At 51.8% G+C, this 19,130-nt stretch carries 18 protein-coding genes; 3 read left to right on the top strand and 15 right to left on the bottom strand.

Annotated features, from left to right (window positions below; all coding sequences use genetic code 11):
- Positions 1-12: 12 nt before the first annotated feature.
- Both pstC and HFN16_RS12865 read right to left on the bottom strand, forming a co-directional pair.
- The gene (pstC, locus tag HFN16_RS12870; RefSeq protein WP_168891142.1) at positions 13-1,236 is read right to left on the bottom strand and encodes a phosphate ABC transporter permease subunit PstC; all 1,224 of its coding nucleotides are present in this window, start codon (positions 1,234-1,236) and stop codon (positions 13-15) included.
- A 77-nt stretch (positions 1,237-1,313) separates the two neighbouring features.
- Complete coding sequence (locus tag HFN16_RS12865) at positions 1,314-2,357, bottom strand: PstS family phosphate ABC transporter substrate-binding protein (protein ID WP_168891141.1); 1,044 nt, start codon at positions 2,355-2,357, stop codon at positions 1,314-1,316.
- Positions 2,358-2,598: 241 nt separating this feature from the next.
- Here HFN16_RS12865 and HFN16_RS12860 point away from each other — a divergent pair, with 241 nt between their 5' ends.
- Entirely contained in the window at positions 2,599-3,777 is a 1,179-nt protein-coding gene (locus tag HFN16_RS12860) for an SGNH/GDSL hydrolase family protein (protein ID WP_168891140.1), read from the top strand.
- On the opposite strand, the gene HFN16_RS12855 is transcribed toward HFN16_RS12860, so the two are convergent.
- Positions 3,774-4,451, bottom strand: a complete 678-nt coding sequence (locus HFN16_RS12855; protein WP_168891139.1) for a 4Fe-4S binding protein — start codon at positions 4,449-4,451, stop codon at positions 3,774-3,776. The two genes, HFN16_RS12860 and HFN16_RS12855, sit on opposite strands and share 4 nt — an antisense overlap.
- Positions 4,452-4,520: 69 nt before the next feature.
- On the bottom strand, positions 4,521-5,414 hold the full coding sequence (locus HFN16_RS12850) for an AraC family transcriptional regulator (protein ID WP_168891138.1): 894 nt from the start codon (positions 5,412-5,414) through the stop codon (positions 4,521-4,523).
- A 303-nt stretch (positions 5,415-5,717) separates the two neighbouring features.
- On the opposite strand from HFN16_RS12850, the gene HFN16_RS12845 reads away from it, so the two are divergent.
- Complete coding sequence (locus HFN16_RS12845) at positions 5,718-6,353, top strand: HAD family phosphatase (RefSeq protein WP_168891137.1); 636 nt, start codon at positions 5,718-5,720, stop codon at positions 6,351-6,353.
- A 76-nt stretch (positions 6,354-6,429) separates the two neighbouring features.
- Here the strand turns inward: HFN16_RS12845 and phnE (HFN16_RS12840) are convergent, their stop codons facing one another.
- The 11 genes from phnE (HFN16_RS12840) to HFN16_RS12790 all read right to left on the bottom strand — a co-directional run bounded on the left by phnE (HFN16_RS12840) (position 6,430) and on the right by HFN16_RS12790 (position 17,871).
- Positions 6,430-7,224, bottom strand: coding sequence for a phosphonate ABC transporter, permease protein PhnE (gene phnE, locus HFN16_RS12840; RefSeq protein ID WP_168891136.1), 795 nt, complete (start codon positions 7,222-7,224; stop codon positions 6,430-6,432).
- On the bottom strand, positions 7,217-8,008 hold the full coding sequence (phnE, locus tag HFN16_RS12835) for a phosphonate ABC transporter, permease protein PhnE (protein WP_168891135.1): 792 nt from the start codon (positions 8,006-8,008) through the stop codon (positions 7,217-7,219). The genes phnE (HFN16_RS12840) and phnE (HFN16_RS12835) overlap by 8 nt, the downstream gene beginning before the upstream one ends.
- Positions 8,005-8,799 (bottom strand): phosphonate ABC transporter ATP-binding protein, encoded by a 795-nt coding sequence (gene phnC, locus HFN16_RS12830; RefSeq protein ID WP_168891134.1) that lies wholly within the window; start codon positions 8,797-8,799, stop codon positions 8,005-8,007. Before phnC ends, phnE (HFN16_RS12835) begins: the two co-directional genes overlap by 4 nt.
- Positions 8,800-8,819: 20 nt before the next feature.
- The gene (gene phnD / locus HFN16_RS12825) at positions 8,820-9,812 is read right to left on the bottom strand and encodes a phosphate/phosphite/phosphonate ABC transporter substrate-binding protein (protein WP_168891133.1); all 993 of its coding nucleotides are present in this window, start codon (positions 9,810-9,812) and stop codon (positions 8,820-8,822) included.
- Between the two features lie 498 nt (positions 9,813-10,310).
- Positions 10,311-11,075 (bottom strand): amino acid ABC transporter ATP-binding protein, encoded by a 765-nt coding sequence (locus HFN16_RS12820; protein WP_168891132.1) that lies wholly within the window; start codon positions 11,073-11,075, stop codon positions 10,311-10,313.
- Positions 11,075-12,109: an amino acid ABC transporter permease gene (locus HFN16_RS12815; protein ID WP_168891131.1), complete on the bottom strand. Its 1,035-nt coding sequence runs from the start codon at positions 12,107-12,109 to the stop codon at positions 11,075-11,077. Before HFN16_RS12815 ends, HFN16_RS12820 begins: the two co-directional genes overlap by 1 nt.
- Before the next feature lie 9 nt (positions 12,110-12,118).
- Positions 12,119-12,910 carry an amino acid ABC transporter substrate-binding protein gene (locus tag HFN16_RS12810; protein WP_168891130.1) on the bottom strand — a complete coding sequence of 264 codons (792 nt, stop codon included), beginning with the start codon at positions 12,908-12,910 and terminating at the stop codon, positions 12,119-12,121.
- Between the two features lie 275 nt (positions 12,911-13,185).
- Positions 13,186-14,718, bottom strand: a complete 1,533-nt coding sequence (locus HFN16_RS12805) for an ATP-binding protein (RefSeq protein ID WP_168891129.1) — start codon at positions 14,716-14,718, stop codon at positions 13,186-13,188.
- Positions 14,711-15,247, bottom strand: a complete 537-nt coding sequence (locus HFN16_RS12800; RefSeq protein ID WP_168891128.1) for a YfiR family protein — start codon at positions 15,245-15,247, stop codon at positions 14,711-14,713. Before HFN16_RS12800 ends, HFN16_RS12805 begins: the two co-directional genes overlap by 8 nt.
- Positions 15,247-17,160: a TonB-dependent receptor plug domain-containing protein gene (locus HFN16_RS12795; RefSeq protein WP_168891127.1), complete on the bottom strand. Its 1,914-nt coding sequence runs from the start codon at positions 17,158-17,160 to the stop codon at positions 15,247-15,249. Before HFN16_RS12795 ends, HFN16_RS12800 begins: the two co-directional genes overlap by 1 nt.
- Entirely contained in the window at positions 17,161-17,871 is a 711-nt protein-coding gene (locus HFN16_RS12790) for a response regulator transcription factor (RefSeq protein WP_168891126.1), read from the bottom strand. It abuts the gene before it with no gap.
- A gap of 256 nt (positions 17,872-18,127) precedes the next feature.
- Here HFN16_RS12790 and HFN16_RS12785 point away from each other — a divergent pair, with 256 nt between their 5' ends.
- Entirely contained in the window at positions 18,128-18,982 is an 855-nt protein-coding gene (locus tag HFN16_RS12785) for a flagellin (protein WP_168891125.1), read from the top strand.
- The last annotated feature ends 148 nt before the right edge of the window (positions 18,983-19,130 follow it).

Genomic DNA, 19,130 nt, shown 5'->3' with positions numbered 1-19,130 from the left:
ATCTTAATTCTCTTATTCGTATTGTTGACGGAAGCGGCGGATGACCACCAGGGAAACGATATTCAGGAGAAGGGTTACAACGAGCAGCACCAGTCCAAGGCCGAAAGCGGACAAGGTTTCTGGACTGTCGAAGGCCTGATCTCCTGTAAAAGCATCGACGATACGGACGGTCACCGTAGTCATGCCTTCCAAGGGGTTCCAAGTAAGGTTGGCTCGCAGGCCAGCGGCCATGACCACGATCATTGTCTCACCGACTGCACGGGATACTGCCAACAAGAATGCAGAGACGATACCCGGCAACGCTGCGGGAAGCACAACGGTTTTAATTGTCTCGGAGCGATAGGCGCCCATTGCGAGGGAACCTTCACGCAGAGCATTGGGTACCGAAGTGATAACGTCATCAGACAGTGATGAAATGAGCGGAATGATCATTACGCCCATCACCAGCCCCGGAGACAGAGCGTTGGTGAAGTCTGCATGCAGGCCAAAATATTCCGCGACATTGACGATCAAGGGACTGACCGTAATTGCGGCGAAGAATCCATAAACGACAGTGGGGATACCAGCCAGGATTTCAAGAGCAGGCTTGGCTGTCTTCCGGAAAGCCGGACTCGCATACTCTGCCATACAGATGGCCGAAAAGAGGCCGATGGGCACAGCTACGACCATGGCAATGGCCGTGATCATGAAGGTACCGGCGAACAGCGGAATGGAACCGAACACGCCATGCGAATCCTTGCCAGCAACAGCTTCGTCCGGATTCCAGGTAGTACCTGTAACAAAGTCCCAAATGTTTACGACATCAAAAAACTTCATTGCCTCAAAGGTAACCGAAAGAACAATTCCGATGGTGGTCAAAATGGAGACCAAGGAAGCAACAAACAACATCTTTACGATGAGTTTTTCTACTACGGCACGAGCACGCAGGCTTGGCTTAACTGTAGCCAGGCCGACGGCGAGCCCTCCCGCCCCCAGTGCTATGGCTGTGGCCACCAGCGCAGTGCCCGGCACCTCAACTACCCCACACATCTGCAACAAAGCTGCGAGAAATGAGGCAAGAAGAGCCGGAGACAGAGTACAGACTATGGCATACCAGCCATAGCTGTCCGGTGTTGATTGAAACTCCTCTCCCTCAAATTTGATGGAGTAGGTTTTCTTTGTCGCCAGAAAATAGGCAACAATAGCCAGTGGCACCAAGCCACAGAAGAGATAAAGAAAGATGGTTCCGGTATCCACGGTATTCCCCGTTTAATAAAACGCCGAAAGAGACCGGTCCTTGCCGGACCGGTCTCCCTATCGGGTCAATGTCGTTACTATTTTTTCAGGTCTTCGGCGGTCAGGTTCTTGTAGGCAGCAACGTCAGCCTGAACCTGCTTGCGGAGTTCGTCAGCCAGGGGTACCAGGCCAATGCGCTTCAGCAGACCGCGGGGGCCGATCATCTTTTCGGACATGAAAAGCTGGACGTATTCCTTCATGCCGGGAACCTTATCCAGGTGAGACTTCTTGATGTAAAAGTACAGGGAACGGGAGATCGGGTACTCGCCGGCAGCGATGGACTTCGGTTCCGGAGTAACACCGTTGATCTTAGCGGCGTTCAAGCGGTCAGAGTTCTCTTCAAGGAAGGAGTAACCGAAGATACCGAAAGCGTTCTTGTCCTTGGTAAGCTTCTGAACGATCAGGTTGTCGTTTTCACCGGCAGGCACGTAGACACCATCCTGACGGACAGACTCGTACTTCTTGGCCTTACCCTTCGGGGAAACAGGAGCATAGAGATCCTTGTGCTTCTTGGCGAACTTGCCGAGAACCATTTCACCGAAAGCGTCACGGGTACCGGAAGAGGTCGGAGGACCGTAGAACAGGATGGGACGCTTGGGCAGCTTGGAATTGATCTGATCCCAGGTCTTGTAGGGGTTCTTGACCAGCTTGCCATCAACGGGAACCATCTCGGCAACAGCCATGGCCAGCTCGTCCTTGGTAATGGAGAACTCACCGTTAGCGCCGTTCTGAGCGACAGCGATGCCATCGTAACCGATCAGGGCTTCGGTGATCTCAGTGTTACCGTTAGCGAAGTTCTTTTCCAGCTCGGAGGCTTTCATGCGGCGGGAGGAGTTGGTCAGGTCAGGAGTATCCAGACCGCTACCGGCCATGAACAGCTTGTGACCACCACCGGAACCGGTGGACTCAACAACGGGAGCCTTGAACTTGGTGGTAGCACCCAGCTCTTCAGCAACGTAGCTGGAGAAAGGGTAGACAGTGGAGGAACCGACGATCTTGATCTGATCGCGGGCCTGAGCCATGCCGGCGCACATAGCAACAGTTGCTGCGGCGACTACAAGCATTTTCATGAATTTAGACATTTGGTTCTCCTCAGAAATTGATTTATGAAAATGGTGTTTCCAATTTTGATGAGGAGCAACCTAGATCAACACTGTTACAGGAGAATGTGTCGTTTGTTACGCTTGTGTGACATGTAACATTTCTCTTTACCAAGATAATTTCAAAGGATGACCAATGATCCTTTCATGTTCCCACAATTATTGGTACGCCTAGGCTAAACGCCGATGTACGTGAAACATCCGTAAAACAATCGAGGGACCGATGATCTATTTTCTTGGGAACTGTCAGGCCGATTTCGTTAGTCGCACAATGGCCGACAAAGGCTTTGACACGACTTACCGAGTTCTCGCATCCCCTCTAACTTATACAAGCCATCCGGGCCAGATACCTCCGGTATTGGCCGAAACAGTTAAATCGTTCGGTCTTGGCGACTATTTTCTGGGCCGTGAACTGATTAACCAGTTCTGCCCTGTCACAAAAGACGAAGCCCCGGAACTGATCGTCCTCAGCATGTTTCATGAGAATGTTCCCCTCTTCCTGCACAATGAAGAGGAGTTCATATTCTATATGGATACAAACGCTCTGACCGAGGTTCCGGCAGCTATGCTGTGGGCACAGGAAAACTGTCGGATGTTTCAGCCCAATCCTGTCGGATACCTCAAGCGCTTCAAAGACATGCTGGAACAATTGCGAAAGGACGTCCCCAAGGTTCCAATAGTCATCCTCGGCAGACTTTCCCCCTACCCGGCTTTCGGACCTGCCCCATATTCGTATTTGGAAAAATGGGAGGAATTCTGGCTCAGCGCTAAGGAAGAAATGGCTGAATGGCCTTCAACCATGGAGAATGTTCACATACTGGAGATGGACCGGGTATTTGCAGGTATCTGGACGGAGTCAGAAACAGCCATTGAATCTCATTGTCCATTCCTCAAACTCGAACTGGAAGAAACTGACGGACAGATCACCGGACTGCATGCTCGACGAGACATTGAACACATTGGCCCCATGCCTGCCAGACTTGCGGACAAACTCATTCAGTTTCAAAAGAATGGCAGGATCGAATACGAGGACAGCGAAACCGTACCACGAGGATGGCATCGTCAATGGCGTATGAGCAAATTGGATGATGAGGCCATGCTGCGAAAGCTCGTCTCCGGAGCCAACTACCAGTGTGCCGAGGCCATCGGTTCATTTTTTCTGGACCTGAGCAGGGATCGCACCGCCTTGCTGGTCCAGGCCAGAGAGAGAATGCCGGTCTGCCACAACACTTTGCATATGATCAAAGCCTACAGTCGCATCTTCCCCAACCCCGATTTGGCAGTCTGGTGTGAGGCCCACCGTAGATTGGCCGAATCCTTCATGGACAACGGTCCAATCTACCAGCAGGTCTACCTGAAAAGGATCGATGAAATTCAGCATCGCGTCCTCGGCCAAAGCTAAAGAGTCCAAGGCAGTTCGATGGCATCCTGCGGGCAGGCTTCAACACAGCTACCGCACTCGTCACAACGAGAGCCATCAATAGTGAACGGCTCACCCGCCACTACCGCCTTGAAAGTACAGGTGTCCTCACAGATTCCGCAGGCAATACAGTCGCCAGTAATTCGTGCACCGGGGGCGTTGTGTGTCTCACCGCCGAAGGAAAATCTGGTACGCAACACCTTGTGATCACGATTCACCATTTCAAAATCGTAATCGAAAATTTCGCCCTTGCCTTTGTAAATACAAAACAGCTTGGTTGCCGGGTAACGAGCAGCGTCTTCCAAAAAATACTGGAACATGCCATTCCCGGCATCAGCCCGCTTCTTGATAGTGTCCATTTCCATCTCTCGAGCATGTCCGGAAAGACGGAAGGTATAACCGGGCTCCCACGCAGGTTGACCGACTTCATTCTTGCCGGTGGCATAACTGGAGGGCCAAATACCACACAGAGCAAGATGCCCATTAGCCTTGAGTTGTCGATAGAAAGGCTTGGAATTCATGGTCAGAAAATAAATGCCGTCATCATCCTGCCCCATCATGTGGACGATGCGAGGGTGCATGGTCTCACCATCCAAAGTGGTGATAGACAGACAGCCTATTTTCTCTATGGCAGCGTAAATTTCTTTCAAGGTCATAACGGCTCCTCCGATGTCGTTGATTTCAATACAATCAACCTAGGCGAGGCCGCCTTTTCCTTGAAGGCACTATCTTGCGAGTTGCTGGTACTTTTCTCTCATCTGATCACGAAAGACCGACGGTGTTACCCCAGCCTCACGCTTGAAAAAGCGACCGAAATAGGACGGGTCCTCAAAATTCAGCTTGAAGCAGATTTCCGACACGTTGAGATCGGAATGGGCTAACATCCGCTTTGCAGCAAGTAGCAATTCACGCCGAACCACCTGTCCCGGAGTCTGTCCTATGGCGTCCTTGATGGCGTTATTCAAACGGCTGACACTGACACCGAGCTTATCAGCATAATCCTGAATGGAAAGTTGAGAAGCGTAATGACGACTGACCATATCTTTGAATTGACGCACCAATGAAGGCTCATGCGCTTCCCTGCCCTCCTCGATATGTCCAGAGAACATTCGCTGAAGCTGTACCATGAGGATATGAAACTGAGCCCGAACCACTGAAGCGTACCCCTCATTTTTATCCATGAATTCTTTCTGCATCAAAGCCAACGAGTCATGGATAATCCGGGCCTGCTCATCCGAAGCATGCAACATGGGCGAATGAGCCACAGAGTTAAAGAACTCCAATTCGAAGACAGAGCCGAACGGGGGGTCAGTGGTTTTGAAAAACTCTTCGGCAAATGCCAAAACGAATCCATCCACTTCCCCCTCGGGCCGCCAGATATGCAATTGCTGCGGCGAGACGAAATAAAGGGAATTGGGAACGATATCGAAAGGCTGGAAATCGATAACGTGCAGCCCTCTACCTTTTGTCACGTATTGCACTACGTAAAAATCGTGGAGATGCGGTTCGTGCAGGTCGGAAATAGGGCAACCCGTGTTTTCGGTAAACGGCCAAATCTGAAAATTGTCCAGGGAGTCAATCAACTCCCCAGCCTTGTGGGTCGTATAGTTTTCGCTCATGAGGCACCTGTACCTTGTCCGGCGCGGGAAAGGCAAGATTCGCAAGTTACGGCGTCTGAGGTTTAGAGACATTGTCACACCATATCCAAGTAAAAATATGCTCAACAATACCCCCAAGACTCTACCGAAGAAGGCACTCTTCAACAGAATCACGGTACTTTTCATTTAACTCACCATCCTGGTGACGGCCACCTTCCACGATAACGCCTCTCCAGCCTGCTTCACAGTCCATCACTTTTGGTATATTAACCACCTCCAGCGCAGCCCAGCGCATTATCAACGACAACAACATTGAGAGAATATATGCCCACCAAAGCACACGCCGTATTCTGGGATATGGACGGCACCCTTATCGACACCGAAGATCTGCACTTTGAAGTAATCCGCGACTGGTGCGCTGAGTACGGTTACACCCTGACCGAAGAGGGCAACAAGGAACTCATCGCCAAGACCATGCCTGAAAAGTGGTCTATCCTTGCCTCCCGTTTGAACGATGAAGCCTCAGAAGAAAAATTCCGCCGCGACTGCGAAGACTGGTACATCGAGCGCCTCACTGCTGACAAAGGGCTCGAGCGTTCCATCAAGATCGTTCACGAAGTAGCCAAACGCGGCATTGTTCAGGCTTGCGTGTCAAACGGCGAGCACAACGTGGTCAAGGCTAACGTCGAAATCCTCGGCCTGACCGACATCTTTTCCTTCCTTGTCACTGGCGGCAACTGCGATCCCGGCAAACCTGCCCCGGATCCATACCTCATGGCAGCCAAGCAGGCTGGCTTTGAGCCGTCTGAATGCATAGCTGTTGAAGATTCCGTTGTAGGCATGAAAGCAGCGCGCGCAGCCGGTCTCATCCTTTGCGGCTGGCCCCACTACGAAGGCGATTATGACGTGGATTATCTGCTCAAGACGGGAGATGAATTCCCCTTTGAGCTGCTTGATTAATCCACAGCTTTCAAATCAACAAAAAAAGCGTTGCTCCAAGGAGCAACGCTTTTTTGTTTTTGTATTCTCGCAGCGACTAGATGATGCGCTGACGAATCTTGGTAACCAGCACTTCCGCAGTGATGACGATGGTGAAGATGCACAGCAGGATAAGGGAGACCTGATCCCAGTTGAACAAGTTCAGCGCAGTGTCGAGAGCGACACCAATACCACCTGCACCGACAAGACCGATGACAGAGGATTCGCGGACGTTGATGTCCCAACGGAAGAGCGTAATACCCCAGAACGCGGGAGCGACCTGCGGCCAGTATCCTTTAATAATGATCGTGGGCCACGGAGCACCAGCGGCTTTAAGCGCCTCAATGGGACCGGGGTTACACTCCTCAAGGGCTTCAGCAAGCAACTTGCCGCAGAAACCAATGGAACGGAAACCGATGGCAACGGTACCAGCAAGCGCGCCGGGACCAAACACAGCCACGAACAGAATCGCCCAAACAAGGGAGTTAACCGAACGGGACGACACCAGGATCAGCTTGGCAAACCAGTTGAGCGCCGGGACCTTGGTGATATTGCTAGCGGCCATGAGTCCAACCGGAAAGGCCAGGAACAGGGCCAGCACCGTACCAAGAGAAGCAATATTCAGCGTCTCAATGAGTGCGCTGTGTACGCCTTCTGCATAGTGGGCGGTGTCCATGGGCCACATACGGGTGAACAGATCGACCATCTGTGTCGGTGCGTCATAGAGGAACTCGGGAATGACTTCCACGGTCCGCATGGACATGACCAACGCAGCAACAGAGACGAGATAAATGGTGAAGCGCGCCAGCCGCTGGGCCGGAGTAAAGCGCTGCCATTCGTAATGCTTAGTCATTGAACACCCCCTTCACGCGAACGGCCAGGAATTCACTGATCATGATCAGGCCGATAATGGAAAGGAGGATGGCGCACAGAAAGTCGTAATCGTAACGCTGGAAAGCTGCGAACAGAGTACCGCCGATACCACCAGCGCCGACAATACCGACCATGGTGGAGTTACGGATATTGGCATCAAACTGATAGGTGGCAAAACCGATGAAGCGGTTCAACACCTGCGGCATGACAGCGTAGATGAGTACGGACATGAACGGCGCGCCTGCGGCTTTACAGGCTTCAACAGGCTTGAGCGAGATCTCTTCAATCGCCTCGGCAAAGAGCTTTCCAATAAAGCCGATGGAGGCAAAGATCAGAGTCAAAATACCTGCCATGGGACCGAAGCCCACAGCCTTTACGAACAGGATCGCAAAAATGACCGGGTGGAAGGAGCGGCAGATGCAAATGACGATACGCGCAGGCCAGGTAGCCCAAACAGGCATCAGGTTGCGAGCCGCCAGCAGACCGATGGGCAGAGACAGCAGAATGCCGAAAGCGGATGCGATAACGGCGATCTCAACGGTCTCCAGCAAATTCCCCACAAGGAGTTTCCAACGGTCGAAGTTGGGCGGAAACAGTTCGCCGATGAACTTCGCACCGTTGCCCAAACCTTCCACAAAACGACTCCACGTAATGTCCAGAGCGGACACCGCGTAGATGGCGTAAAGGAGGATCAGAATCCCTATGAGCCGGGACGTCCAGCTCGGCTTGAAAGGATTTCTGCGGGTTGCGGATTGCGAGGTCATGCCAGCCAGTCCTCCCCGCCGTAGATTTCCTTGAGATGGCTGTCCTGAAGCTCTTCGGGCTTGCCGTCAAAGACAATATGCCCCTGACTCATACCGATGATGCGATCAGCAAAGCGCTTGGCAAGATTCACGTCGTGAATATTGATAAGCAGCGGAATGTCCTGGCTCTCGGAGAATTCGTTAAGCAGCTCCATAATCTCGACCGAGGTCTTGGGATCCAAGGAAGAGGTAGGCTCGTCAGCCATAATGATATCGGGATTCTGCATCACTGCGCGGGCGATACCCACACGCTGACGCTGACCGCCGGACAGGGAATCGGCACGCTGGGTAACGAAATCTGCCAGACCGACCTTCTCGACCAGCTCGAAAGCACGGTCAATGTCAACCTGAGGATATTTGCGCAGCCATGCACGCCAGACAGGCGTAGAGCCGAGACGGCCACAAAGCACGTTTTCAATAACCGACAGGCGCTCTACCAGGTTGAACTCCTGGAAGACCATACCGATGTAATGACGAGCGTTGCGCAGCTCGCGACCAGAAAGCTTGGTGATGTCCTGACCCGCCACGGTGATGGAGCCTTCAGTAGGCTCGATGAGGCGGTTGATGCAGCGCAGGAGCGTGGATTTACCCGTACCGGACGGGCCGATGATGGCGACGGTGCTGCGTCCGGTCACTTCAAAGGAGATTCCTTTGAGGACCGGTTTGCCGGGGACGTATTCCTTGACGACGTCTTTCACGATAAGGGAACGGGAGGATACCCCCCCGTTCCCTTTGTTATCTTGGTTGTTCACTGTTTTGAGACCTTTAAGTACTACTTCTTTTTCTTAGCCTTTTTGGCGGCTTCTTTTTCAGCCATTTTCTTCAGACCAGCCTTGTTGTAGCTGGTACCGGTGGCTTCGGCGATGTTGCGGATAACCGCCCAATCCTTCATGTAGGTGATGGGGTAGAAACGATCAGCACCCTTAAAGGACTTCTGCATGCTCTCGGGGAAGCGGTAGGTCATGAAAGCGCCGATGATCTTCTGGGCCAGTTCCGGACAGAGCTGGCTGGAGATACCGAAAGAAGAAGTGGGGAACTTGGGGCTGCGCCAGATAACACGCAGAGCGTCCTTGTCCACACGACCAGCTTCGACCATGCGATCGTACACGTCGGATGCAACCGGAGCGGCATCGTAGTCACCGTGAGCAACACCGAGGATGGACTGGTCATGCTTACCGGAGTAAACAACGGTGTAGTCTTCATCGGGGGTGATACCCAGCTCGGGGAACAGAGCGCGAGGTGCGAGGTTACCGGAGTTGGAGGAAGCGGAAGTGTGAGCGACCTTCTTGCCCTTGAGGTCCTTCATTTCCTTGATAGAGGAGTCTTTCTTGGTAACAACGATCAGGTTGTAACCCTGGAAACCTTCCGGGTAGCCCTTAACTGCGATGGGCACGTAACCGGCCAGGTTTACGGCAAAGCCGGTGGGGCCAGTGGAGAAACCAGCGATGTGCAGCTTGCCGGAGCGCATGGCTTCAACTTCTGCAGCATTGGACTGAACGGTGTAGTAGATAACGCGCTTGCCAGTGGCCTTGCTCAGGTATTCCTGGAAGTCGGCAAATGCATCCTTGTACACAGCGGGGTCTTCAACAGGAGTGTAGGTGAACACCAGGGTGCTCGGATCCTTACAGTTACCCTCTTCGGCGAAGTCGGCAACCATGTCACCGTCTTTGTCGGTGTACATTTCATCCAGCACGTCAGCAGCAAACGCAGTGACGGAAAACGCGAGCATCATCACGGTCAGACACGCGATCATCCATTTTTTCATCAGTTTTCTCCTCGAGAAAAATAGATTGAATTTGAAATCCGGGCCAATCCCCCAACGAACTGGCCCAACCATCCCTCTTGGCACGTTTCTCCCAACAAACAGCGAAATGAAAGACATCGCTTAGTGACCTGTCACACAATCGACACACATTTGTTAGGAAAAGCAGGCGGCAATCAGAGTATAATTAATAATTGCAACGCCAAAACCGCCATTTTGTATCATATAAGATACGCCGTTTCTATGGTTTTCACGACATTCAACCCGCGTCGAACAAAATTGTGACAAAATACAGAATCAAACCAATACGATGTGACATTATTTCATTTTTTGTTCACCACCACACTTTTCACACCATATAAGCACTTCTTCAGCATCACATTTAGGTTAAAGCACTCTCATTTTCGACGAATTCTGGATCAATCCAGTGTGCAAATTCACAAAAGAAAAGGACGTCCACATCAATGGACGTCCTTTTCTGCTTTTCGTATGCCGTTTGAGCTAGAAAATGCGATCAATAAAGCTCTGAATGCGAGGATCATTGCATTGTTGACCGAAAAACTCGTTAGGAGCACCTTTGGCGAGAAAGGAACCATTCTCCATAAACACAACCTGATCAGCTATTTCCCGGGCAAAACCCATGTTGTGGGTAACAATGATCATGGTCATCCCTTCGTCAGCCAACTGCTTAATGGTTGCGAAGACCTCACCTACCAATTCCGGGTCAAGAGCGGAGGTAGGTTCATCAAACAGCATCAGCTTGGGCTGCATGGATAGAGCACGAGCAATGGCCACACGCTGCTTCTGTCCGCCTGACAAAGAAGCCGGAAAACGGTCTGCAAAATCAGCCATTCCAACCTTGTCCAGCATGCTCATGGCCACATCCCGGGCTTCACTCTTGGACGAACCAAGTACGGTCACTGGCCCTTCCATGGCATTCTCCACCACAGTCATGTGCGGAAAGAGATTGAAATGCTGAAAGACCATCCCGATCTGAGTACGCAGCTTGCAGATATTCTTGGGTTTATCCAACACCTGCTTGCCTTTGACCATACGGTATCCGACGTCATTCCCCTCAAAGAGGATGGAACCGGAGTCGAGAGTCTCCAGAAAGTTAATGGAGCGCAGCAAAGTGGACTTGCCGGAGCCAGACGGACCGATAATGACAGTCTTCTCGCCCGGTTTCATGGCGAGAGAGACGTTATCCACGGCGCGGTGGCTGCCAAAGGTCTTGACGATATCCTTAAGTTCCAGAAGCGATTGCATTAGCGTTTCTCGTATGCGCCCACCTTGTCTTCCAGACGCTCGAAAGCGAAGGTGAAGACAGTGGTGAACATCAGGTAAATAACAGCGGCAAGGCCAAGGACAGTAATGTTGAACGAAGCGTTGAACAACTGGTCGGCCGTACGCATAAGTTCCACCATGGCGATGGTAGAGACCAGTGCGGTATCCTTGATCAAGGCGATAAATTCATTACCCACAGGCGGCAGAATAACACGGTAGGTCTGTGGAATGATGACCCGTCGCATGGCCTGCCAGTAGGACATGCCCATGGCTTCAGCGGCCTCCATCTGACCGTGGTCGATGGACAGGATTCCGGAGCGGATGATCTCGGCGAGATAAGCAGAATAGTTCAATCCGAGACCAATAAGTGCTGCTGGGATAGGCTTCAATGTAATGCCAATTGCAGGCAAGCCATAATAGATGAAGAAAAGTTGCAGCAGGAGCGGCGTGCCTCGGAAGAGCCAGATGATGAACCAGCAAAGACGACTGACCGGTTTGAAGTTGCTGATGCGGCCCAACGCGACAAACAACCCGCCGATGGGCGAGATGATCATGGTGAAGACCACCAGCAAAAGCGTCATGAGCGAACCCTTGAGCAGGTGCGGCACGAACTTGATAGTGTCCTGCATGAGGCGTTTCCATTGAGGCATCATGGCCTCTTCAACGGAATCGCGGAACTGCTTGGCCTCAATATTCTCGGGATACACGGCCAGCAACTCGTCAACGATGGACAGAGCCGCAGGGTAATCCTTCACCGCGAATTCAAGACGAGCAGCCTGCATACGGCTGGACGCGAACTGGCCTTCGTCACCTTCGGGACCGGGAGCAGGAATCTGGAGATAGATCTTAACTGCGCCCTCAAGGTCACCAGTAACCATGACGTTGTTGGCCTGACGCATGAGAGCGTCGGCGTCCACAGCGTCAGATGCAACAGCCTGCGCACCCGACACAAATAGAAAGAGAACGAGGAGCGCCGCAAAGACGGCGCTCCTCAATAGTGCATTTTTTTTAGACACGACTTCCGACTACCACTTGGCGGGGTTGGTGACGTCTTCGCCGAACCATTTGCGGGAGATCTTGCCCATGGTGCCGTCAGCGATCATCTCGTCGATGGTCTTCTGGATCATGCCGCGCAGTGCAGCGTCTTCCATACGGAAGGCAACACCGAAAGCTTCCTTGGTGATGTAATCGGGCAGAGCACGGAACTTACCGGGACGGGAAGCCATGTAGTAACGGCCAGTGACGTTATCGACAACTACAGAGTCCAGACGGTCAGCTTCCAGATCGAGGAAAGCCTTGGGGTTGGTGTCGTACTCACGAATCTCAGCAGCAGCGTTGGGGAGCTTCTTGGCTGCTTCCAGAGCCGGGGAACCAGCCTGTACGCCAACCTTCTTGCCACCCAGAGCTGCGAATTCCTTGATCTCAGCTTCGTCCATACGCACGGTGGCGATCTGACCGTCGATCAGGTACGGCTTGGAAAAGGCAACCTTCTTCTGACGCTCAGGGGTGATGGTCATACCATTCCAGATACAGTCAAATTTCTTGGCGTAGAGAGAATTGATAACACCCTTCCATTCGGTGGGCTGCCACATGATCTTGATACCAAGGCGCTTACCGACTTCTTCGGCAGCGTCGATATCGAAACCAATCAGGGTACCCTTGTCATCACGGAAACCCATGGGGGGGAAGGCATCATCCAGGCCAATGACGAGTTGGCCAGCATTCTTGATGCGGTCCCAGGAACCGTCAGCAGCGAAAGCGGTGACTGCGCTGAAACACAGAGCCATAACCATGAGAGCAATAAGTAGACGTTTCATCCCAAAATCCTTGTGTTTGTTGAAATTTGAATTGCTAGAAAACAGGGGGCCTCTACCCAATTCAGAGAGGCGTGGCAACCACCAATTTAGCTCAAAAATTTCAGCAACTTACCCTGCATATGCAACCGTAAAAGTTGTATATAACTTTCTGCAAGCAGAAACAAATTCGTAAAAACACAACTTCAAAAGAGTATTTGAAGCCTTCACAAAGATTCAGGACGAACTTTCATCGCATTTCATTACCTATTTATGACGTTTTGCAGGTGTAGTGAGGACTAGCGCAGTGATGCACTGATAGAATTCTCTGAGGGAATATCGGCCTTCATGGCGACGGTGATAACCGTACCAGCTTTGGCATCGGTACGCATGGAAATATCCGCACCGTGAGTACGAGCAATCAGGGCAGCAATATAGGTTCCAAGGCCAGTCCCATTTTCCTTCCCATGAGTGACATATTTATCGAAGAAGCGGCGACGCACTTCCTTGGGAACAACCGTACTATTAGTAATAGATATACGAAGTCCCCGGTTGTGCTCCAATGAGACAGTCACGACATCGCCCTGCGTAGAAGCTTCCAAGGCATTCTGAATGAGGTTGCGAAGCATTGCCCGCAAGAGTTGCCCATCTCCATTAACAAAACAGGCCTCGTCGCCAACAACCTCAGCTCCGTCCAACGTCATGCTCAGCGTCACGTGGTTAGTGGACAGGATGGGGGCAAACTCCTCTTCCAGGTTACAAAGAAGTTCTATTAAATCTACAGGCATGGCGTTCAGCTTGTAGATACCGTTTTCCATCTTGAACATATTAAGATGGTTACGGATCATGTCGAGCATCCGATACCCGGCTGCACGAATTCGACGGACCGCTTTCTCCTGTTCAACTGTCAGATTGCCCTCATTCAGCAGCAATTCAGGATATCCGATAATAAGGCTTAAACTAGATTTTAGATCGTGACGATTGATGCGCTCCACTTCCTCACGAATCATCTCAGCCTGAGCACGCTTTTTGATCTCGGTCATAAGGAGACGGTTGTTCTTGAGCAACTCCAACTGCTTGCGACGCAATTGCATGGTGCGCTCTTCCACTCGTTCCTCAAGATGCTCGCGATGCTTTTGCAACTGACTATCGCGATATTCCACACGCTCAAGCATGGCGTTGAATTCAGCCACAAGCATGCCCACTTCATCGTTACTCTCGTGGCTTACGCGACGAGAGTAATCCTTCTCTTGTGAGATGTCGTGTACGACTTCGGTTAACTCAGCAATGGGATCGCCCAATTTTTTCCGAAATAATCCAGCCAACTTGTAACAGATGAAAAGCACTACTGCGAGAACTGCCAGATTGGTAAGTACATACCGCTGCAACAAGCCCCACTGCCCTTCAAGGCTTCCTCGAATGACAAGATAACAATTCGGATGCTCGGCAGGAATAGGAACAGTGATAATCAAGCCGGACAAACCATCATTGGTGATCACCTTTTTCGACACGGGCAGACCTGGCGCACTGTCATAAAAAGCAAAGACGTCCTGCCCGCCTACATAGACAGCAGCGCCATAGATATCAGGGACCAACGAAAGCGTCCCCAAGCTCTCTTCTGCCGCAGCCTGATCATCAAAATCGATGGGAGCAACTAACGATTGAGCCAACAAATCAGCCATGGCTACGGCCTTGTCCGTCACGTCCTCACGATAGGAATAAATCATGGGCAAAAGATTGAGCGCCAAAGAAAGCACAAGGGCCACGAGCGTGGTCCCCAGGATAGCGGCCAAAATTTTACGCCCCAAGGGTGTGACGCGCTGACTAGTCATGCACATCCCCCCTGTATATCTGCGCTATCTTCAACAACTTTGAACTGATGGAAAGTCCAGACTGTCTCGCAGCCTCGGGATTGATCTGGAGCTTGAGTTTGCCATTGACCATATGGAAGTTAACGACAATACCCAGTCGAAGGTTGACCGGATTCTGTCCGATGGTCAGTACGGGATGACCGTTGGTGCGCTTGAGGATCGCGGCAGTCTCGCGTTCCGGCGTGCCGGTCAGGACTAGAACATGATATGTTTCAGCAGGCCATTGCACCAACTCGAACGCAGAAGCACTCTTGCCCTTAAAGTATGGACGCAAGCTTTCCGGATCGGTGGCGGCGACGATGATTGGTTCTCCGGGCTTTGGCCCGACACCTTCTGGCCAATTGACATATTTAACCAGTCGTTGAACGAACAATGCGCGCAAGTGATCTGCAGAGGCTGACAGCTTGGTGCTGCCGCCAATACTGGCCTTGGTGGGTATCAGAAGTACCCAGATAAGGCATGCGTATATGACCACTCGCAATACGCGCATCAGAAATCCCACGTAGCCCTGAGGTCTAAACTAGGGCCGACTTTCAAAGGTGAAAAACGTTCTCTGGAACCGTCGAGATTCTTGCCAATCAACTCCAACATGAGTGAATCTGTCGCCTTCCAGGAAGCATGAGCCTCCAAGTTGAAATACCCATCAATGCCCTTGAGCTTGGGTCCATCCAGATAGGCCACGAACACATCAAATCCAACGGTATCCGTCGGCTGGGTCATCACTTGAAGCTTGGCCTCGCCGCCCATGCCGTCATTAGGCATGGACTCGAACATCGTACTGGGCACACTGCCGTATATATCCTGATATATGAGACTGAGGGATGGCTGAAGCGTTACCTTGGGCATCACTCTCCAGTCGACCAGTGCCTCCATGCCGTATGTCGTGCCTTTGAGGGAGTTATCAAAGGAACCGGTATTGGTAGCACTATCCAACACCAGCATCATAAGGTCATCGTAATCATTGACGTAGAATGAAAGATCCAGATGAGCTTCCTCATTCAGCTCGCGGCGATATCCTGCTTCATATGCAATGAGCTTTTCTGTTTTGAGGTCATCGGGAACACTTACGGTGTAAGTCGTACCGTCATGTTCGATGGTATAAGACCCGCCCCGCAAAAGCCGACTATCAGTCCTCACCGCGCGCGATACTGACATCCAGATTTCATCTTTTTCGCGAGTATGGAGCAAACGGATGGAAGGCTGCAGCTCAAACGGCGTTTGTCCGAAGTAATCCACCTTGCCGCCAAGGAAGAGGTACCAGTTCTTTTCAAGGGTAATACGATCCTGAACATAGCCATTGGCTGTCAGAGTGTATCGCTCGTCGGACGTGATAGAAACAGAATCGCCCCCGGTCAGGTCATCCCAAAAATAGCGTGAACCTACACCCCAACTGAGACGATGAGCCCCACTCTGCTCCATGGCGTGCTCAATTTCAGCCTCGAGTGCATTGATGCTTCCGTCGATATCGCCAAAAGCCTCTGTGGTACGGGAATACGAGGAACGAAACTTGATATTTGCATCAAGCCCAGTGGCCCGATCAAAAACGAACTGAGCATAGCCACCAGCATCGTTTCTGCGATGAGAACTCATGACAGGACCGATGCCCGGAGAATTCTCCATGATAGAGGAGTAGAAAATGTCAGACTGAAACGACAGGGCATCAGTAAAGGCATTGGTCCAATCCGCACGAAAACCGCCACGGGTCTGCTTCCAATCTTCTGCGCCCTTATTGTCACTATTTCCGGACAACAAATTGCCGTTTTTATAACTCCCCTGAACATACCCACGGGCATAGGAAGTCTCGCCGGTCTTGCCACCTAAGTGAATAATCTGTTCCACCCCCGAAGTACCCGCAGTGGTGATGGACTTACCCCCCTGCATCTCTTCAGCGGTCTTAGTGATCACGTTGATCACACCGGTAAAAGAATCCGCCCCCCACAAACTGGTCCAGGCACCGCGCACCACTTCAATACGTTTGACCTGACTGACAGGAACGACATTCCCCCAGAATACGCCAGCCATGGCTGGTGACGTAATGGACCTGCCGTCCAGCAGCACTAAATGCTTATTACTCAACAGGCCGTTGAAGCCACGAATTCCCACGGCCCACTTGTCCATATCAACCTGAGCCACGTGAACACCCGGCACCAACTTGAGCACTTCGGGCAAAGACGTCGCGCCGGAACGGAAGATGTCTTCCTCATTCAGGACGATGACTGCACCGGGCACTTGAGACAAAGGCTCGGCTCGACGCGAGGCCGTCACAACCTCAACATCCATCAATTCTTCAATGGACAGATCAGACAGGTCGTCCGTTTCTTCGGCAGCAGAAGAGAGTCCACACCAACAGAGAATCAGCGCAGACAAGAAAACAAAGACCGAAATCGGCCTTTGCAACTTCATTTAGGCGGCCCCTCCGGAGGGAGTAGCGAGAAGGTACCCTCGTCCACGGATGGTCTTGATACTGACGTTGGCACCCAACTTCTTACGCAGGTTGCTCATATGAACATTGAGAACGTAGTCATCAAAATCCATCCCACGACCAAGCGCCCTTTCCATAAGATCATTGCGCTCCACAACATTACCCATATTCATGGCGAGTTGCTCCATGAGGTCAAACTCTGTGGAGGTAAGATGAACCGTTTTCTCATCCAAGGTAAGATGGCGTGCGCTTCGGTTAATCACTACCGTGCCGAACTCGATATTCTTCTTTGGCGCAGGAGCAGCCATGACGCCCCCTTCAACCTGCCCTACTTCGTATCGACGAAGCACAGCCCTGATACGGGCCAGCAGTTCCCGCAGCGGGAATGGTTTGGGAATGTAGTCATCGGCGCCCATTTCAAGTCCGACCACGCGGTCGATTTCTTCTCCACGCCCTGTCAGCATGACGACGGGGACATTGGAAGTCGCACGAAGAGAGGACAGCACATTGAAGCCGCTCATATCCGGCAACATCACATCAAGCAGTATCAGCTCGTACCCTTTTTTCTCAGCAGCTTTGAGCCCGCTGTCCCCGGTAATTGTGGAATCCATGGAGAAGCCCTCTTTCTCCAGATAGCTGGACAGCATTTCCCCCAGTTCGGGATCGTCATCAATGAGCAGAATATCTGTCATTTCATCACTCCTTTTCGAATGATCATATAAATACAGAAAGAATGGGGGAACTAATATAGTGTAAAATATTGTTAATTACCTAAAGAAACCTAAAGGAAGCATCTACTTCCCTTAATTCACAGTGCAATTTTCATGCGGGGAACATTTTTCCCTTCATGAACGGAACACGCTTTCCCTCCGTATCAATGGGCACAATGGAAGACTGTCCGTCGTGGACAGCCCATGCATGGATGCACCCGCTTTCAAGGAGGAAAGTATGGCACTGGTAGTTAACAACAACTTAATGGCTAATTCGGCAGCCCGGCACTTGAACGATGCGTACAACGCGCTGGGAACCTCTACAGAACGTCTGTCCTCGGGACTTCGTGTCAACACCTCGGCAGATGACGCCGCAGGTCTGGCTGTTCGCGAGCTCATGCGTTCCGACATCTCCACCATCAACCAGGGCGTCAGGAATGCCAACGACGGCATCTCCATGATCCAGACGGCTGACGGCGCGCTTTCCGTCATCGATGAAAAGCTCATCCGCATGAAGGAACTGGCAGAACAGGCATCCACGGGCACCTACACCGCTGACCAGCGCCTGATCATCGACTCCGAGTATCAGGCAATGGCTTCGGAAATCACCCGTATCGCCAACGCCACTGACTTCAACGGAATCCACCTGCTCAACGGCAACCTGTCCGGCGATGGCGTAACCATCCACTTTGGTACCGGTAACGATACCGCAGAAGACAAGTACAACGTCACCATCGACACTTGTACAGCTTCTTCACTGGGAGTCGGCCTCGCATCCGGAACCGGCGCTGGCGCAGTGGTTTCCACGCAGGCAGCGGCTGAAGCAGCTCTGGAAGCATTGGACGCAGCCATTATCTCCAAGGATAAGGTTCGCGCCAATCTCGGTGCAATGGAGAACCGCCTCTCGGCAACTGTTTCCAACCTGGAAATTCAGGCTGAAAACCTCCAGGCTGCCGAATCTCGTATCTCCGATGTGGACGTTGCTACTGAAATGACTGAGTACACCAAGCAGCAGATCATAACCCAATCTGCGGTTTCCATGCTCTCACAGGCCAACTCGCTTCCGCAGATGGCCCTGTCTCTCATTGGCTAACTTCCGTATCCATCTCCAAATTGACCGGCCCGGTAGACCACCCGGGCCGGTCTCTTGCCTGAAAGACAATAGCGAATTTAGCCTGCCAGAAGCCGATCCATTTCAGGCTACAAGGCAATTCCTGCCTCCCTCCATATTCGAAGACTCA

It is taken from the genome of Pseudodesulfovibrio sp. zrk46, from assembly GCF_012516435.1.
Taxonomy (GTDB): Bacteria; Desulfobacterota; Desulfovibrionia; order Desulfovibrionales; family Desulfovibrionaceae; genus Pseudodesulfovibrio.
The sequence above is the reverse complement of the archived record's forward strand: the minus strand, read 5'-3'. Positions and strand labels throughout refer to the sequence as shown.

Bases quoted from the DNA above. Each gene is read 5' to 3' on its own strand.
- HFN16_RS12865 (WP_168891141.1), bottom strand. From the start codon at position 2,357: ATGTCTAAATTCATGAAAATGCTTGTAGTCGCCGCAGCAACTGTTGCT.
- HFN16_RS12860 (WP_168891140.1), top strand. From the start codon at position 2,599: ATGATCTATTTTCTTGGGAACTGTCAGGCCGATTTCGTTAGTCGCACA.
- HFN16_RS12855 (WP_168891139.1), bottom strand. From the start codon at position 4,451: ATGACCTTGAAAGAAATTTACGCTGCCATAGAGAAAATAGGCTGTCTG.
- HFN16_RS12850 (WP_168891138.1), bottom strand. From the start codon at position 5,414: ATGAGCGAAAACTATACGACCCACAAGGCTGGGGAGTTGATTGACTCC.
- HFN16_RS12845 (WP_168891137.1), top strand. From the start codon at position 5,718: ATGCCCACCAAAGCACACGCCGTATTCTGGGATATGGACGGCACCCTT.
- phnE (WP_168891136.1), bottom strand. From the start codon at position 7,224: ATGACTAAGCATTACGAATGGCAGCGCTTTACTCCGGCCCAGCGGCTG.
- phnE (WP_168891135.1), bottom strand. From the start codon at position 8,008: ATGACCTCGCAATCCGCAACCCGCAGAAATCCTTTCAAGCCGAGCTGG.
- phnD (WP_168891133.1), bottom strand. From the start codon at position 9,812: ATGAAAAAATGGATGATCGCGTGTCTGACCGTGATGATGCTCGCGTTT.
- HFN16_RS12820 (WP_168891132.1), bottom strand. From the start codon at position 11,075: ATGCAATCGCTTCTGGAACTTAAGGATATCGTCAAGACCTTTGGCAGC.
- HFN16_RS12810 (WP_168891130.1), bottom strand. From the start codon at position 12,910: ATGAAACGTCTACTTATTGCTCTCATGGTTATGGCTCTGTGTTTCAGC.
- HFN16_RS12805 (WP_168891129.1), bottom strand. From the start codon at position 14,718: ATGACTAGTCAGCGCGTCACACCCTTGGGGCGTAAAATTTTGGCCGCT.
- HFN16_RS12800 (WP_168891128.1), bottom strand. From the start codon at position 15,247: ATGCGCGTATTGCGAGTGGTCATATACGCATGCCTTATCTGGGTACTT.
- HFN16_RS12795 (WP_168891127.1), bottom strand. From the start codon at position 17,160: ATGAAGTTGCAAAGGCCGATTTCGGTCTTTGTTTTCTTGTCTGCGCTG.
- HFN16_RS12790 (WP_168891126.1), bottom strand. From the start codon at position 17,871: ATGACAGATATTCTGCTCATTGATGACGATCCCGAACTGGGGGAAATG.
- HFN16_RS12785 (WP_168891125.1), top strand. From the start codon at position 18,128: ATGGCACTGGTAGTTAACAACAACTTAATGGCTAATTCGGCAGCCCGG.